A 16,321-nucleotide genomic window follows, 5' to 3' on the forward strand; every position below is an offset into this window, starting at 1 on the left:
CTAATTCTCTGATGAAAAGGGGGTCTGTTCGCAGGTCTGAATATGATTCCTGCATTGCATCCATCGCTCCCCAGATCAAAGTGAGTGACTGATCGCCGCGCAATAGACTGCCAACGACGGCCGCATTTCCGGTCGCGTGACCGGAAGCTGCCTGCCCGCTTCCCACCCCAATTCAGACATTCCTTCTCCGTCATCCCGGACTTGATCCGGGATCCATGGCCACCCTCGCCTTCTGGACCCCGGATCAAGTCCGGGGTGACGAGGGGTGACGGGCTGTGACCGCTCGCCACCCCTATCCCGTCATTTGTCGTCGATCGGAAGCTTATGACGGCTACCGACCGATTGCGGCCCTAACCGACCCCGTTCGCATCGAGCGAAGTCGAGATGCCCCTCGGTCCAGGCGCTGCTTCGATGGGTGTCTCGACTTCGCTCGACACGAACGGAAATAGGGGACGGTCTGGAAACGACCCCAAACCCGCCCGTTCCCATCCGCTCCGGGCTTTACGGTACGCCGCTCGCGCCCGGCGGCCCGCGCGCGCGGTTCGCCTCTTCTTCCACGGCGACGGTTGTCGCAGCTTCGCGCCGCAATGGTTTCAGTGCCAGCGTCCCCAGCCGAACGCGCGGACTCGCCTTGTTCGGCGCAGCGCCGATGACGAACGCCGGATCGAGCCGCAGCGCACTGGCCGAGGCCTTCGCGATGCGAACCGTGTAACGCCCGTAAGCGACGCTTTCGAACAGGAAATAGCCGTCGAATTCGGTCGCGGTCGTCGCGCGCACGCGCCCTTCGGCATCGACCAGCTCGAGCGTCAGGCCTTCGACGGGATTGCCGCCCTCGCGCACCAGCACGCCCTCGATTTCGCCCGCGGCGGTCATCGGCAGCGCGACGCGCGTCGCCACCCCCGGCCGCGGTGTCACGACGACGCCGGGGACGGCGGGTTGGACATAGGGGTCGGGCAGGCTCCCCGCATCGATCCCGATCATCACCGGGCGGAAGGGTTCGAGCCCGTCGACCATCGCGCGGCCGGCCTTGTTGGTCGACGCGGCGATAAAATGACCGCCCGCGGTCAGCGGCACGTCGCCGAGCGCGGCTTCGCCCGGCTGGCGAACGCCATCGCCATTATCGTCCATCCAGACGTCGGCCATCACCTGGCCGCGGCCGCCGAGCTTCTCGCTCGACACGCGCCATCCGCCACGGCCTCCATCACTGCCGCTCGGACGCGGTCCGAAGCTGAAGGCGAGCGACAGCGACGCCGCGACCGATCCGTCGCTCGCGATCTCGCCAAAGCCCGAAAGCTGCAACTGTTTGAAACGGCGCGAATAACCTGCACCAACGCGCACGCGGTCGAGCCCCTTGTCATAGCCGAGTTCGGCGCGCCATTCGGCGTCGCGCTTCCCCGTCCATTCGGCGATCGCGGTCATGCGCGTGTCGGCCTCCTGCCCGGACAGCGCGAAACGCGCCTCGCCGCGCAGGCGGACGCGTCCGATCCGGGCATTGGCGAGCAGCGTCGCGGTCAGATTGTCGGGCGGGTCGGGGCCACCAGGCGTCCGCGTGCGGCTCCAGTCGAGCTGGCCGGTAAAGGTCAGCGCGCGGAAGCTCGCCGATGCGCGGCCCGACGCGGTGAGGCTCGAAACGCCCGACGCCCGGTCGATCTGGCCGAGTTCGAATTGCAGCGGCAGCACGGTGCGCCCCAGCTTCACCGCCTGTTCGACCGAGATCTGGTAGATGCCGGTGACGTTGTTCGCGAGCCGGTCCGACACGAAGCCGCCCCAGCCGCGCATCGCGTCGGCGCGGATATTGGTGTCGCCGAAGGCGGCGAGCCAGCTCGCGCGCAGCGCACTCCCGCCGTCGTCGGCGTGCGCCCCCGCAACTTCGAGCAGCGACGGGCCGATCGCGCGGCGCAGCGCGAGTTCGCCGTAGGTGCGGCGGACATTCTCGATCATCAGGCTGTGGGCATAGGCGGCGATCGAGGTGCGCGTGTCGAGCCCGCGCTCGATCCCCATCGTGCCGCGCCACCCGCGCCGGAACGCACCGCCGTGGCGCCGGAACTCGATCAGGTCGGTGTCCTCTTCCGCGATCCCGGCCCAGTACCAGCTCTGCTGCGGCGGAATCGAATCGATCCCGACCTGCAACTGCCCGATTTCGCGCCGGACCTGCCCCTGCGGCCCGTACAGGACGATCTCGAAGCGGTTCGATCCATATTGCAGCGGCACGTCGAGAAATTCGTAGCGGCCGTTGCCGTCGGGCGTCGTGAAAGCCAGCAATTGCCCGTTGCGATAGAGTTCGGCGTCCCAGCCCGCGGGCAGGTCGCCGCGAAAGCTCGTCTTGTCGAAGCTGTCGGGGCGCTCGACGGGCCGGTTGGTCAGCACCGCGCCGCGTCCCGGTACATTTTGCGCGACGAGCCCCGTCGACAGCAGGCTGACATCGCCGACGCCATAATGCGTCGCCTTGAGCGGCCCGAGCAGCCGCCCTTCGGGATCGGTGCGATAGAGCCGTAGCCGCAGGCTGTCGGGCTCGCCCTTCTCGTCCGACGACAGCCGCGCGTCGAAGCTGTGCCTGGCGATCTCACCCGCCGCGAAAATCTCGTAACGCGCCTGCGTGTAGGCACCGCCGCCCGCTCGCTTGTCCGACACCACCCCCGCCGAGGCGACGACATCGACCGAGGGCGTCGCCCACATCTGGTACGGCCGCGTCGCTTGCGGCAGGCTCGCCAGGTCGAAACTCGCCTGCGGCCGCAGCCCCGCCGCGCGCGCACGGCGTTCGGCGGCGAGCTGGAAGGGCAGCTTTTCCTTCGTCTCGATCCGCAGCACCGCGTTCGACAGATCGGCGGCGACCGGCACGCCCAGCCATTTCGACAGCGCATCGAGGTCGACGCACCACCCCGCCGCGGTGTCGCGGATCGTCGTCGCGGCCAGCGGATAGCGCGCGCTCCCCACGCGCACCTCGCCCGCCTCTCTGTCGATCGTCAGCGAGCGCCGCTCGTCGAACACCCAGCCGGTTGCGCGGCGCAACTTCCGGTCGACGCGCACCGGCAGGTCGAGCGCGAGCACCATGTCGGCCAGGTCGACGCAAATCCCCTGCGGCGTCTGATATCCGCGCACCCCGTCGCCGAGCCGGTATTGGCCCGACCGCAGGTCGAACAGCCAGCTGTCGTCCTCGTTCGGGCTCCACGCGGCGAAAACAGCCTCCTTATCGACGGCGTGCGCGCCGGAGGGGACGAGCCCCGCCAGCGCCAGCCCGGCGGCCAGCACCGGTATCCATCGCAGGATCGCCGCGCGGATCATCGTCCGCCCCGCGGGCTCCGCCCGGCCCTCGCGCTATTTCACCACCCGATCGGCCTGGTCGATCGTCGCGCCCCCGACCTCGCGGTCCTCGCTGTAGCGGATTCGCACCGGACCTTTCAGCGCCGCCGCGACTTCGGGCGGCACGCGCAGCGAGACGGTCCGCGACCCGATCTCGGGATAGACCGCGATCCCGCGCGCGAGCAGCAGCGGTTCGCTCGCCCCCGGCCGCGTCACCTCGATATCGCCATAGACCGAGCGGCTGCCCGTCCGCGCCAGATCGAACTCGAACGCCGGCCCGTCGCGCGTCTCGGCCACCCGCGCGTCGCCGATCTTCGCTGCGGCATCGAGGTCGCCGACGCGCACGATCACCGGAATGGTGATGCCATAGATCGGCGTGAGCGCGATCGACACCCCGCCGCTGCTCGCCCTCGCGGTCTCGGGCGCGGGTGCGGCCTCGGCCGCCGCATCGGGAACCGCGCGAAACAGCATGTGGGCGCGATATTCGCCCGGCGGCAATCCCTCGGGAAGCCGCGCGCCGACGCGGATCACCTGCGGCTGGTTCGGGAGCAGCCGGACGCGCCGCGGATTGAAGCTGATGATGTCGAGCGCCGCGCGCTCGGTGGCATTGACGTCGGCCTCGGCGATCTCGTCGAGCCCGCCGGCGGCGGTCATCCGCTTGATCTCGAGACTGATGCGATAGGTCGCCGGCTCGCTGCCTATATTGTTGAGCACCACCTCGGTGCCGCGCGATCCGTCGAGGATCACGCGCGTCGGCGCGACGAGCAGATCGCCCGCGGCAGATGCAGGCGACGCGGCCACGCCAAGCGCAGCCGCAGCGAACAGGCCGATGGCCCGGAACATACGCAACATAGACACGATCCCCACAATCGTTCGGGCGACGGCCGTCACCCCTTTGGTTGGTCGCGTCCCTGTTGCGCCATCATGGTTGATATTTCGCTAACCATGGCAGGTGGTTGAGGATTCGGGAGCGGGCCGGTGCCGCCGCCGTACGGCGCATAAGAAAAGGCCGCCGGGGGCTGGTACCCCGGCGGCCGATCTCGGCCGGCGAGCCGAAGCCCGCCGTCCCCCCACCGTTCGGTTATCTTACTGATAGTTGGCGGTGACGGTGAACGTGCCCGTATAGCTGCCCGCCGCCTGGTTGGCGCCAACGCTCAGCGTGCCGCCGACCTGGAAGCTGCCGCCGCTCGCGCCGAGCGTCAGGCTGCTCGCCGACGAAGCGAGCGTCGCGGTCATGCTGTTCGCGCCCGAGGTCAGGTTCACCGAACCCGGCACGCTGATCGTCACATTGGCGCCGCTCGTGCCGCCGAGGTTGAAATTCGCCGCCGAGGTCGTGCCGAGGCAGGTCAGGCCGGTGCCGCAGCTGACCGCGCCCGCCGACGACACCGCGACGGTCGACGCGCCGGTGCCGCTGACGATCGTCCCGAAATCGAGGTCGCTGGTGTTGGCGATGGTGAGCGGCGCGAGGATACGCGCCTTCGCCGTCGCCGTGGTGGTCGCCGCCTGCGCCGCCGAAGCGTTGAAAGCGAGGGCAGCAATCGCGGCGCCGACGAGGGCGCGCTTCATTTCAGTGGTGCGCATATGATTTGGTCCCTTGAACTATGACGTGCAGTCGAAAACTCGAATGGAAATCCCACCCCATTCGAGGGTCCGTCTAACGCGCCACCCGTTCAGGCTTTGCCCAACAACCATGGTTAACAGCACATAGAGATTTGGCCCGCGTTGCAGGATGCAAGCGAGCAAAAACAAGGCCTTGGGCCACAGATCGGCAAGTCGTGGGGACCGCCTGTGCGCTATTAACGGCCCGCGCCGGGACAAATTAAGGGAAGCGGCGAACAAAAACCGGCCGAGTCCGGCTCGACCGTCTGCGCGCGAATCAGATCGATTCGCCGCTCAGCCGCTGGCAGATCATGTCGAGCTGGTCGAGCGACGCGAATTTCAGCGTCAGCGCGCCCTTCCCCCCGCCGGCATATTGGATCGCGACGCCGATCCCCAGCAGCTCGGACAGATGGCGTTCGACCGCCATGATATCGGGGTCGCGCCCCGACCCGGCCGCGGGCTCGACCGCCGCCTTGCGCCCGCCGCCCCTGTCGGCGCGGATCAGCGCCTCGACCGCGCGCACCGACAGGCCTTCCTTCACCACCTTGCGCGCGATCGCCTCGGCATCGTCGGCGCCGATCAGCGCGCGCGCATGCCCCATCGACAGCGATCCGTCGCTCACCAGCGCCTGCACGCCCTGCGGCAGGTCGAGCAGGCGCATCAGGTTCGCGACATGGCTCCGCGACTTGCCGACCAGTTTCGCGAGCGCTTCCTGGCTGTGCCCGAAATCGTCGATCAACCGGCGATAGGCGCCCGCCTCTTCGATCGCGTTCAGGTCCTGCCGCTGGATATTCTCGACCAGCGCGATCTCGTAGGTCGCGGCATCGTCGAGATCGCGGACGAGCGCCGGGATCTGGTGCAACCCCGTGCGCTGCGCCGCGCGCCAGCGCCGCTCGCCCGCAACGAGCTGATATCCCTGCCCATCGGGCGCCTGACGCACGATGATCGGCTGCAGCAGCCCGCGCGCGCTGATCGAATCGGCGAGTTCGACGATCGCCGCCTCGTCGAAATGGCGCCGCGGCTGGTTCGGCAGCGGACGGATCGAGCCGACCGATACATGCTGAACCGAATCGCCCGCGGCGACCGGCGCGGCCTTCGCGGCGGCGCCCGGGGTCGCCAGCACCGGCGCCTCGACCGCGGCATCGCCGAACAGCGCATTCAGCCCGCGCCCCAGCCCCGACGGGCGCTTGCGCGGCGCCGACGCGCCAGTTTCTTTTTCGTTTTCAGACATTTATGCTGCCTTGCGAACGTTGGGCAAGCGATCGATCAGCTCGCGGGCGAGCGCGATATAGGCCGCCGACCCCGCGCAGCGATGGTCATAGATCAGCGCGGGCAGGCCGTGGCTCGGCGCTTCGGACAGGCGGACGTTGCGCGGGATGACGGTCTGGAACACCACCGGGCCCAGCACTTCGCGCACGTCGTCGGAGACCTGGTCGGTCAGCCGGTTGCGGCGGTCGAACATCGTCAGCGCGACGCCGAGGATCGACAATTTCTGGTTGAAACGCCCGCGCACGCGCTCGACGGTGGTGAGCAGCTGGCTGAGGCCCTCGAGCGCGAAGAATTCGCACTGCAGCGGCACGATCAGCGATTCGGCGGCGATCAGCGCATTGAGCGTCAGCATGCCGAGCGAGGGCGGGCAGTCGATCAGGCAGATATCCCACTGCCCCGCCTCGGCGCCGGTCAGCGCCTGTTCGAGCCGGTGGAGCCGGTCGGCGAATTCGATCAGCTCGATCTCGGCGCCCGACAGGTCGACCGTCGCCGGCACGATGTCGAGCCGCGGTACCGCGGTATGCACCGCGCATTCGGCAACCGTCGCCTCGGCGCGGAGCAGGTCATAACTCGACAGCTCGCGCTGCGCCTGCGTGATTCCCAGCCCGGTCGATGCATTGCCCTGCGGATCGAGGTCGATGATCAGCGTGCGCCACCCGGTCGCCGCGAGCGCGGTCGCCAGATTGATCGCCGTCGTCGTCTTGCCGACCCCGCCCTTCTGGTTCGCCACAGCGATACGAATCATGCTTTTCCTCGCTTTTTCGGCGCGATGCGCCCCTGGCCCACCAGGATGCGGCTATCGGCGTCGGTGCGGCTATGTTCCACGTGAAACAGATTCTGCCATGTCTGCGGCAGCGACGCCAGTTCCTTTACCGCATTTCGCCCCTTTGGCAGCAGCCAGCGCGTCGATTCGGTGGAAAAACGCGCGGATAAGTCGATCAGCCTGTCGAGCGGCGCGAAAGCCCGCGCGCTGATCGTGCCCGCGCGGCGCGTCTCGACCCGCTCGAGCGGCGCCTCGGCAATCTCGACATGCGCAAGACCAAGGTCAGCGACAACCGCACGCAGAAAATCGCACCGCCGCTTGCGCGATTCGACGAGCAGCATCGGCCGTTCGCTCAGGATCGCGACGACCAGCCCCGGCAATCCGGGCCCGCTGCCCAGGTCGATCCAAAGTCCTTCGCCCCCTGCATCGAGCGCCAGCAGTTGCGCGCTGTCGGCGATATGCCGGACCCACAGGATCGGAATCGTCGACGCCGCGATCAGATTCTGCTGCTCATTCTCGGCGACCAGCATCGCCGCAAAGCGCTCGAGCCCCGCCCATTGCTCCGCACTCGGCGCAAACGCCCGCGCCAGCCAGTCGCGCGCAGCGCCTTCATCGTCCAGTATTTCGGCGTCGGCCACGTTGCTCTTTCACTTTTCCCGCGAAGCGGGTTTCGTCCTCTTCGCGCCTTTGCGCCTTTGCGTGCGATTTTAAAAGCCTCGCACAAAGACACAAAGGTGGAAGTTTGCCACCGCGACATCTTCGTGTCCCCGTGGAAGAAGAAAATAGCCCACCCCACCGACCGGCTCCACCGCAACGTCGGAAAGCGACCGATTGCGGCCTTGGTGATTCCCGGCGAAAGCCGGGATCCAGACAACGAGCGCTGCGCTTGCTTCATGGGCCCCCGCTTTCGCCGGGGTGCAACATTACGACTGCAAACGACCGTTAGTTACCGTTGGCATCGACTTCAAAAACTGCCGGCTTTCCTCGGCCAGTCGGTTCCCATCCCGCTGCCAGAGCGGCTCGGATTCCATTCGCGATAATCGCTTCATTGACTTGGGGACGCCGCAATTGAGGTTGCAGGGCGGAACGTCGGGCCGACGGCATTGGAAATTCCAATAATGCTTCGCGCGGCGCATTCGCTCGATGAAGGCTGACGACCATGCCGCGCCAGCCGTCGGATGTGCACCACTGCGGTTCCCGCTTGATAACCCAGTGATACTCATGATCATCAACTTCGATCAGGCCGGACAGATAACGTTTTGCAGACATCTGTGAAGGCTAGCACGGCCACGTCCGCTCGCCACCCCAAAACATGCCAATCTTGTGAGCCGCTCCCTCAGGCCGCCCGCCGCCGACTATGCACCAGGATCGCGGTCAGCGCCGCCGGCGTCACCCCGTCGATCCGTGCCGCCTGCCCCAGCGTTTCGGGCCGTGCCTTGCTCAGCCGTTCGACCATCTCGCGCGACAGCCCGCCGATCGCGCCATAGTCGAGCGCGGGGTCGAGAATGATCGCCTCATTCGCCGCGAGCGAGCGGAGCTCGGCCTCCTGCCGCGCGATATAGGGCGCATAATGCGCATCCTCGGCGAGTTCGGACAATATCCCGTCGTCGATGCCTTCCAGCTCCGGCGCGAGCGCCCGGAGCGTGGCGATGCTCACCTCGGGAAAGCGGAGCAGTTCGACACGCGTGCGCTGCGCCCCGTCGCCGGGAATCGCCATCCCGATCAGGGCATAGTCGGCGCTCGCGACGGGGGCGTCGAGCAGCGCCGCTGCCCTCTTCCGTTCCGCCTGCCGCGCGTCGAACAGCGCGGCGGTCGCGGGCCGGACGAGCCCGATCGCGATGCCTTTCGGGGTCAGCCGCGTCGCGGCATTGTCGGCGCGCAATCGCAGCCGGTACTCGGCGCGCGCGGTGAGCATACGATAGGGCTCGGTCACCCCCTGCAGCACCAGATCGTCGACCATCACCCCGATATAGGATTCGCTGCGGTCGAGGATCAGCGGCGCGCGCCCTTGCACCGCGAGCGCCGCATTCGCCCCCGCGACCAGCCCCTGCGCCGCCGCCTCCTCATAACCCGTCGTGCCGTTGATCTGCCCCGCGCAATAGAGCCCGGCGATCGCGCGCACCTGCAAGGTGCGGTCGAGCGCGCGCGGGTCGATATGATCATATTCGACCGCATAGCCCGGCACGGTCATTTCCACCGCCTCGAGCCCTTCCATCGTCCGCAGCATCGCGAGCTGAACATCGGCGGGCAGCGAGGTCGAAATGCCGTTGGGATAGACGAGGTTGGAATCGAGCCCTTCGGGTTCGAGAAACACCTGATGCCCGTCGCGGTCGGCGAAGCGGTGGATCTTGTCCTCGATCGACGGGCAATAGCGCGGCCCCGCCGCGCCGATCGCGCCCGTGAACAGCGGCGAGCGGTCGAGATTCGCCGCGATGATCGCATGGGCCTCGGCGTTCGTGCGCGTGATCGCGCAGAAAATCTGCGGCACCGTCCGCGCACTGTTCCACGTGGAACAGGTCCAGTCGGCGCCCTCGACGCTGTCCGACGGCTGCTCCTCGAGCCGCGCCCAGTCGATCGTCCGCCCGTCGAGCCGCGGTGGCGTCCCCGTCTTGAGCCGCGCCATCGGCAGATCGGCAGCACGAAGCTGCTGGGCGAGTTTATGCGCCCCCGCTTCGCCGATGCGTCCGCCCTCCATCCGCTCTTCGCCACGGAAAAGCTTGCCTCCAAGGAAAGTGCCCGTCGCGAGCACAACCGCTCCGGCAGTCAGCGCCGAGCCCTCACCGAGTTCGAGCCCTTCGACGCGCGCGCCATCCGCCGACAACTTGAGCGCTGCCGCCTCGCCCGCGATCACGGTGATTTGGTCTTCGGCTGCAAGCAGCGCCTGGATTGCATCGCGATAGAGTTTGCGGTCGGCCTGGATGCGCGGCCCCTGGACCGCCGCCCCCTTCGAGGCATTGAGCATCCGGTAATGGATCGCCGCGCGGTCGGCGGCGCGTGCCATCCAGCCATCGAGCGCGTCGACCTCGCGCATCAGATGGCCCTTGCCGAGCCCGCCGATCGCCGGGTTGCACGACATCGTGCCGATCAGCGCCGGATCGAAACTGACGAGCGCAACGCGCGCACCAAGCCGCGCCGCGGCGGCGGCGGCCTCGGTCCCGGCGTGACCTCCGCCAACGACGATGACATCGAAAATTGCTTCAGAGTTCATGATTGCGGCCGCGCATAGCCGAAACAACCGCCCGAATCCATCCACGCTCAACGCCAAAGAGTCACCCGCACAGGCAAGAGGACTACCGTCTTCTTCGCGCCTTCGCGCCTTTGCGTGAGAACGCTGTGCGCCCGGCCGTTGTATCTGTGCCCTTATGGTGGGTGCCAATATGATCTCACACAAAGGCACAAAGACACAAAGATGGCGCGTCGGGCCGCGGACAAACGCGCCATCTTTGTGTCTTTGTGTGAGAAATTCGCGCTTATGCGCAGCCCTGCGGAATAATCTGTTCCACGTGGAACATCATTTCCCGATACAGAAACGCCCGAACAAGGCATCGAGCATGTCCTCGACCCCCGCCCGCCCCGTGATCCGGTCGAGCGCCGTCGCCGCGAGCCGCAGCCGCTCGGCGATCAGGATCAGATCGCCGGCCTCGCGCGTGCCCGATTCAATCGTAAGCCATTGTTTTGCTTCGGCAAGCGCCGCGCGCTGCCGCTGGCGCAGCGCCGCCTCGCCCTCGCGCGGCAGCAAGGTCCGCGCCGTCTCGACGATATGGGCGTGGAGCCTGTCCATCCCCTCGCCCGTCGCTGCCGACAGCGTCAGATCGCATCGCGCGGCCTCGGCCTCGGCCGCCGCGTCGCCGCGCCAGCGATCGGCCTGCGCCGCGATCAGGATCGCGCGCGGATGCTCGGGGACGTCTTTCGGCGGCCCCAGCCACAGCAATATGTCCGCGGCTTCGACCGCCGCCTTCGCCCGGTCGATCCCGATCGCCTCGATCGCGTCGGCGCCCTCGGCGCGAAGCCCCGCCGTGTCCGAAAAGCGCATCGCAATCCCGTCGAGCGCGAGCGGCGTCTCGATCACATCGCGCGTCGTCCCCTCGACCGGCGACACGATCGCCAGTTCACGCTGAGCCAAGGCATTGATCAAAGTGGATTTTCCAGCGTTTGGCGGCCCCGCGATCACCACCGAAAGCCCCTCCGCAATCACCTCCGCCGCCGGCCGAGCCAGCCATTCCCCCAGCTCGGCGCCCAAAACAGCCATCCCCGCCACCAACCGCTGCGCGGCACCTTCGTAAACTTCGACATCATCCTCATCGGCAAAATTGAGCTCGGCCTCCGCCCCCGCCATCAGCGCAAGCAGCCGATCCTGCCACCCCGCAACCGCACGCGACACATGCCCGCTCGCCACCCCCAGCGCCTGCACCCGCTGGCTCTCGGTCTCCGCCGCAAGCAGGTCCGCGAGCCCCTCGGCCTCCGCCAGATCGATCCGGCCGTTCAGGAAAGCCCGCCGGGTGAACTCACCCGGCGCTGCATGGCGCAGCCCCGGCAACGCCGCCAAAGCCGCCTCTACCGCGGCGACCACCGCGCGGCCGCCGTGAAGATGCAGCTCGGCAAGATCCTCGCCCGTCGCCGTCGCCGGCCCCGGAAACCACAGGACCAGCGCCCGATCGAGCGGTGCACCCGCCGCGTCGCTCAGCGACGCCAGCGAAGCCCGCCGCGGCTCGGGCAACCGCCCGGCGAGCGCGGTCAGCGCTTCCCCCGCCCGCGATCCGCTGATCCGCACGACGCCGATCGCTGCCGGCGGCATCCCGCTCGACAACGCGAAAATCGTGTCACTCGCTGCATCCTGGCTCAGCTCTTGCGCCCCTTGGAGCCCTTGTCGTCGTCGTTCGATTTCGACGATCCGCCCATCAGCCCACCGCCGAACTGGCCGAGCAGCGACTGGACGAGTTCAAGCCCGCTGCCGCCCATCGGCACCCACGTCTTGACCATTTGCTGCACCACATCGGGGGTTATTCCCTTGGCCATCAACTCCTTCACGCGGCTCAGGTAGATATCGTGCAGCGGCTCAAGGTCGGGAAGCCCGAACAGCCGCCGCGCTTCCTCCGGCGTGCAATCGATCTCGATATTGAATTTCATCGCCGTGCCTTTCGCCCCTTTCGGCGCTTGAGCCGCGCCCTGACGGCGGCTAGCTTCGCGCTTTCCCTCCCAATTGGCAAGAGTCAGGAGCTTCCCCATGTCCGCGACGAACATCACCATCCCCGCACTCGACGGCGAAGGCAATATCCCAGCCTATGTCGCGCGCCCCGACGCCGATTCGTCGCGGGCGATCATCGTCATTCCCGAAATCTTCGGGGTGAATGCCGGCATCCGCGAGAAGTGCGACGATTGGGCGGCTGAGGGCTATCTCGCGATCGCCCCCGACCTTTTCTGGCGCTTCGCCCCCGGCGTCGAACTCGATCCCGATGTCGAGGCCGAGCTTCAGGAAGCGTTCGGCTATTTCGGCCAATATGATGCCGACCTCGGCGTGAAGGATATCGAAGCCGCGATCCGCTGGCTCCATGCGCAAGGCGCAAACAAAGTGGGGTGTGTGGGCTTCTGCCTCGGCGGCCGCCTCGCCTACATGACCGCGGCGCGCACCGACATCAACGCCTCGGTCGGCTATTATGGCGTCATGATCGACCAGATGCTGAACGAAAGCCACGCGATCGCGCACCCGCTGATGCTCCATGTGCCGACCGCCGACCATCTCGTCGGGCCCGAAGCACAGGCGAAGATGCACGAAGGCCTCGATCCGAACCCCAAGGTCACGCTCCACGACTACGAAGGGCTCGACCACGGGTTCGCCGCAACGAGCGGCAACCGCCGCGACGAGGCTGGTGCGCAACTCGCCGACAGCCGTACCCGCGCTTTCTTCGCCGAGCATCTCGCGTGAGCCGCCACCCCGGTCTCGCCGCCTGGCACGCCTATATGGCGGGCGGCGGCGATCCGCAGGCGCTACGCGACCTGCTTGCGGAGGATGCGGTGTTCCACTCGCCCGTGGTCCACACGCCGCAGGAGGGCCGCGACAAGGTCTTCGCTTATCTCCACGCTGCAAGCCACGTCCTTGGCGGCGATGATTTCCGCTATCTGCGCGAGATCGTCGACGGCGACCAGGCGATGCTCGAATTCCAAAGCGAACTAGACGGCATCCAGATCAACGGTGTCGACATCATCCGCTGGAACGACGAAGGAAAAATTCAAGATTTCAAGGTAATGGTTCGTCCGCTCAAGGCAATCAACAAGGTGTGGGAGAAGATGGCGGCCATGCTCGCGGCGCAGGCAAGCTAGTCCGGCTCGCAAGCGATGCTCCGGCTGATCGCCTATCCGATCCTGATCGTCGCGATCGCACTGGTAAGCTGGTGGGCGCCAGCGCGCTGGACGCTACTGTTGTGGATCCCGCTGCTGCTGGTCGCCATTAACGACAGCACCCAGCGTCACCACAGCCTCCGCCGCAACTTCCCGCTGATCGCGCGCATCCGCTGGCTGTTCGAGGAGCTGCGCCCGTTTCTCTATTCGTATGTTGTCGAAGGGCCGCTCGACGGCCGCCCCTTTGCACGTACCGAACGCGACATCGTCTACGCGCGCGCCAAGGGTGAGCTCGACAGTCATCCGTTCGGCACCGAGCTTGACGTCTATTCGGACGAATATGAGTGGATGAGCCACAGCATGGCACCGACGCCGCAAGCCGATCGGGCGCAGCGGGTGAAGGTCGGCAGCACGCAATGTTCGCAGCCTTACAACGCCGCCTTGCTCAATATTTCGGCGATGAGCTTCGGATCGCTCGGCGCGAACGCGATCGAGGCGCTCAATCGGGGTGCGAAGCTCGGCGGCTTTTATCACGATACCGGCGAAGGCGGCTTCAGCCCCTACCATCGCATCCACGGCGGCGACATTGTCTGGGAGCTTGGCAGCGGCTATTTCGGCTGCCGCGACGATACCGGTCGCTTCGATCCCGATCGCTTTCGCGATCGCGCAACCGATAATCAGATAAAGATGATCGAGATCAAGCTGAGCCAGGGCGCGAAGCCGGGGCACGGCGGTGTTCTTCCCGGCGCGAAGGTCAGTGCCGAGATTGCTGCAACCCGCGGCGTCCCCAAAGGCCATGATTGCGTTTCGCCCGCCACCCATTCCGCCTTTGCGACACCGATCGAACTGGTCGAATGGGCCGCGAAACTGCGCGAATTGTCGGACGGGAAGCCCGTCGGGATCAAACTCTGCGTCGGCCAGCCGCATGAAGTTTATGCCGTCATGAAGGCAATGATCGAGACCGGCATCCGCCTCGATTATATCGTCGTCGACGGGGCCGAAGGCGGCACGGGCGCTGCCCCGATCGAGTTTTCGAACAGCCTTGGCATGCCGCTGCGCGAAGGCCTCATTTTCGTGCGCAACGCGCTCGTCGGCTGCGGGCTCAAGGAGGAGGTGAAGCTGGCGGCGTCGGGGAAGGTCCACTCGGGCGCAGGGCTTGCGATGAACTGCGCGCTTGGCGCCGATTGGTCGAATGCCGCGCGCGCCTTCATGTTCACATTGGGATGCGTCCAGTCGCTCAAGTGCCACACCGACAAATGCCCGACGGGCGTCGCGACACAGGATCCCGGCCGCCAACGGGGGCTCGTGGTCGAGGACAAGGCCGAACGGGTTCGCCGCTTTCAGGCCGCCACAGTGTCGGCGCTCTGGGACATCAGCTGCGCGATGGGGCTCGACAGCCCCTGGCAGATCCGGCCGCATCACCTGCACGAACGGCTCAATTCGGCTCGCTCGGATTCGATCGATCGTATCTATAAATTCTATGATCGCGGCGTGCTGCTCGACGATCCGGACTCGGTATCGGGTGCGCGTTACTGGGCAATGGCGCGCCCCAACAGCTTTCGCGCCGCCCTCTAGATAAGGCTGAGTTCAGCGAGTTCGCGATACAATTCGGGCGGCAGTTCACCAAGCCCGCTCGCGTCATCGACACCCTTCGGCGCGTCTGCATCGGTCAGATAGCGCCAGCCCTGATGCGCACGCTTCGGTTGCGGATGCACGCGTTCCAGTTGGGCGGCGCAGACGATATCGATGCGCCCGTCATCGCGATCGTCGAACCGCAATATCTCGACCCGCCCGACCAGCGTGTGCTTCACGATAAAGTGGAGCTTGCCGCCGATCAGTTCGTCGGCGCGCTTGGGTTTGAACCGCGTCGTGAAACGAATTTCGCCGCCTTGTGCATAGTTTGCGATCCGCGCCTGAAGCGCCGGATAGTCGGCGCAGCCGACGGCGACGCGGGTCATGTGAAGCGGGGGCATGAGCGTCAAATGGGGAGCCGATAGGAAAAAAGCCAGCCCCGCGAAGGACTGGCTTTTCCTTTTCTAGCCGAACAGCGTTCCGATCCCAACGCCGGGATCGATCCAGCCCTCGTAGATCATCTTTACGGCGACATAGAGGATCACGGCGAGCCCGATGTAGGCAATCCAGCGATAGCGCTCGATATATTTGGCGATGACATTCGCTGCGAGGCCCATCAGCGCGACCGCGAAGATCAGCCCGACGATCAGGATCCCCGGATGCTCGCGCGCCGCTCCGGCAACCGCAAGGACATTGTCGAGGCTCATCGACACATCGGCAACCGCGACCGCCCACGCGGCGGCGGCAAAGCTCTTGGCAGGCTTGAGCCCCGAATGCTCGTCACCCTCGATCTCGGGCGAACCTGCCGAATGCGCACCTTCGCGCAGCTCGCGCCACATCTTCCACGCGACCCAGATCAACAGAAGTCCGCCGACGAAGATCAGGCCGACGATCTGCATGAGCTGCGTCACGACGAGCGCGAAGGCGATACGGAGCACCAGCGCCGCGAGCACGCCGATCAGGATCACCTTCTTGCGCTGGTCGGCGGGAAGCCCCGCGGCGAGCGCCCCGACGACGATCGCATTGTCGCCCGCGAGTACGATGTCGATCATCAGCACCTGGAGAAACGCCGAGAAAGCCGCTGGCGATGTGATGTTGGAGAAATCCTTGACTATCGCGGCCCAGATATCGCCGGGGCCGCCAAAGCCGCTCGCCGCTGCGCCGGCATGGGTCAAGATTTCCAGGATCACAGTGGCTCTCCGAAATAGCTGACCTCTGGCATAGGGTCATAAAAGCGATGCAGCAACGTCCGCCATTGCTGGTAGCGGTCCGATTGCCGGAACCCGTCCCGATGATCCGCAATCGACCTCCATTCTGCCAAAAGCAGATAAGGCTGTCCGGTTCCTGTCGGGCGGCGAATTTCGATCGAGATAAATCCCGGCGAAGCCTCGATCAGTGGCCGCGCCTCGGCAAAGGCCGCCTCGAACCCGGCTTCGCTTCCCGCACGAACGGGAAGCAAGGCGTGTTCGATGACGGCCATTT

The 16,321-nt window shown here is 66.4% G+C and carries 16 protein-coding genes; 3 read left to right on the forward strand and 13 right to left on the reverse strand.

From position 1 onward, the window contains the following. Positions 1-501: 501 nt before the first annotated feature. The 10 genes from QOL68_RS16605 to QOL68_RS16650 all read right to left on the reverse strand — a co-directional run bounded on the left by QOL68_RS16605 (position 502) and on the right by QOL68_RS16650 (position 12,058). Positions 502-3,282 (reverse strand): carboxypeptidase-like regulatory domain-containing protein, encoded by a 2,781-nt coding sequence (locus QOL68_RS16605; protein WP_282950161.1) that lies wholly within the window; start codon positions 3,280-3,282, stop codon positions 502-504. A gap of 33 nt (positions 3,283-3,315) precedes the next feature. Next, positions 3,316-4,152: a fimbrial biogenesis chaperone gene (locus QOL68_RS16610; protein ID WP_282950162.1), complete on the reverse strand. Its 837-nt coding sequence runs from the start codon at positions 4,150-4,152 to the stop codon at positions 3,316-3,318. A 234-nt stretch (positions 4,153-4,386) separates the two neighbouring features. Further along, positions 4,387-4,881, reverse strand: coding sequence for a DUF4402 domain-containing protein (locus tag QOL68_RS16615; protein ID WP_058454318.1), 495 nt, complete (start codon positions 4,879-4,881; stop codon positions 4,387-4,389). A gap of 295 nt (positions 4,882-5,176) precedes the next feature. Continuing rightward, a complete protein-coding gene (locus QOL68_RS16620) occupies positions 5,177-6,130 on the reverse strand; it encodes a ParB/RepB/Spo0J family partition protein (RefSeq protein WP_282950163.1) in 954 nt (317 codons plus the stop codon). Further along, positions 6,131-6,913: a ParA family protein gene (locus QOL68_RS16625; protein WP_058454320.1), complete on the reverse strand. Its 783-nt coding sequence runs from the start codon at positions 6,911-6,913 to the stop codon at positions 6,131-6,133. It lies immediately after the preceding gene. Then, entirely contained in the window at positions 6,910-7,569 is a 660-nt protein-coding gene (gene rsmG / locus QOL68_RS16630; RefSeq protein ID WP_282950164.1) for a 16S rRNA (guanine(527)-N(7))-methyltransferase RsmG, read from the reverse strand. Before rsmG ends, QOL68_RS16625 begins: the two co-directional genes overlap by 4 nt. Positions 7,570-7,873: 304 nt before the next feature. Then, positions 7,874-8,200 carry a hypothetical protein gene (locus tag QOL68_RS16635; RefSeq protein ID WP_282950165.1) on the reverse strand — a complete coding sequence of 109 codons (327 nt, stop codon included), beginning with the start codon at positions 8,198-8,200 and terminating at the stop codon, positions 7,874-7,876. Between the two features lie 67 nt (positions 8,201-8,267). Then, the gene (gene mnmG, locus QOL68_RS16640; protein ID WP_282950166.1) at positions 8,268-10,139 is read right to left on the reverse strand and encodes a tRNA uridine-5-carboxymethylaminomethyl(34) synthesis enzyme MnmG; all 1,872 of its coding nucleotides are present in this window, start codon (positions 10,137-10,139) and stop codon (positions 8,268-8,270) included. 303 nt (positions 10,140-10,442) lie between these two features. Then, entirely contained in the window at positions 10,443-11,747 is a 1,305-nt protein-coding gene (gene mnmE / locus QOL68_RS16645) for a tRNA uridine-5-carboxymethylaminomethyl(34) synthesis GTPase MnmE (protein WP_282950264.1), read from the reverse strand. Positions 11,748-11,770: 23 nt separating this feature from the next. Further along, the gene (locus QOL68_RS16650; RefSeq protein ID WP_204993536.1) at positions 11,771-12,058 is read right to left on the reverse strand and encodes a DUF6489 family protein; all 288 of its coding nucleotides are present in this window, start codon (positions 12,056-12,058) and stop codon (positions 11,771-11,773) included. A gap of 97 nt (positions 12,059-12,155) precedes the next feature. Between QOL68_RS16650 and QOL68_RS16655 the strand changes: the two genes are divergently transcribed. The 3 genes from QOL68_RS16655 to QOL68_RS16665 are packed head-to-tail and all read left to right on the forward strand — an operon-like array spanning position 12,156 to position 14,842. Further along, positions 12,156-12,854 (forward strand): dienelactone hydrolase family protein, encoded by a 699-nt coding sequence (locus QOL68_RS16655; RefSeq protein ID WP_282950167.1) that lies wholly within the window; start codon positions 12,156-12,158, stop codon positions 12,852-12,854. Positions 12,855-12,889: 35 nt separating this feature from the next. Further along, positions 12,890-13,249 carry a nuclear transport factor 2 family protein gene (locus QOL68_RS16660; protein WP_282950265.1) on the forward strand — a complete coding sequence of 120 codons (360 nt, stop codon included), beginning with the start codon at positions 12,890-12,892 and terminating at the stop codon, positions 13,247-13,249. A 15-nt stretch (positions 13,250-13,264) separates the two neighbouring features. Next, complete coding sequence (locus QOL68_RS16665) at positions 13,265-14,842, forward strand: FMN-binding glutamate synthase family protein (RefSeq protein WP_282950168.1); 1,578 nt, start codon at positions 13,265-13,267, stop codon at positions 14,840-14,842. Here the strand turns inward: QOL68_RS16665 and QOL68_RS16670 are convergent. The 3 genes from QOL68_RS16670 to QOL68_RS16680 form a co-directional block, all read right to left on the reverse strand. Further along, on the reverse strand, positions 14,839-15,225 hold the full coding sequence (locus QOL68_RS16670; RefSeq protein WP_282950169.1) for a DUF1489 family protein: 387 nt from the start codon (positions 15,223-15,225) through the stop codon (positions 14,839-14,841). The genes QOL68_RS16665 and QOL68_RS16670 overlap by 4 nt on opposite strands. Before the next feature lie 78 nt (positions 15,226-15,303). Continuing rightward, positions 15,304-16,029 (reverse strand): TerC family protein, encoded by a 726-nt coding sequence (locus tag QOL68_RS16675; protein WP_204993533.1) that lies wholly within the window; start codon positions 16,027-16,029, stop codon positions 15,304-15,306. Further along, positions 16,026-16,319 (reverse strand): antibiotic biosynthesis monooxygenase family protein, encoded by a 294-nt coding sequence (locus QOL68_RS16680; protein ID WP_058454325.1) that lies wholly within the window; start codon positions 16,317-16,319, stop codon positions 16,026-16,028. Before QOL68_RS16680 ends, QOL68_RS16675 begins: the two co-directional genes overlap by 4 nt. Positions 16,320-16,321: the final 2 nt, after the last annotated feature.

The organism is Sphingopyxis sp. Geo25 (genome assembly GCF_949769135.1).
Lineage (GTDB): Bacteria > Pseudomonadota > Alphaproteobacteria > Sphingomonadales > Sphingomonadaceae > Sphingopyxis.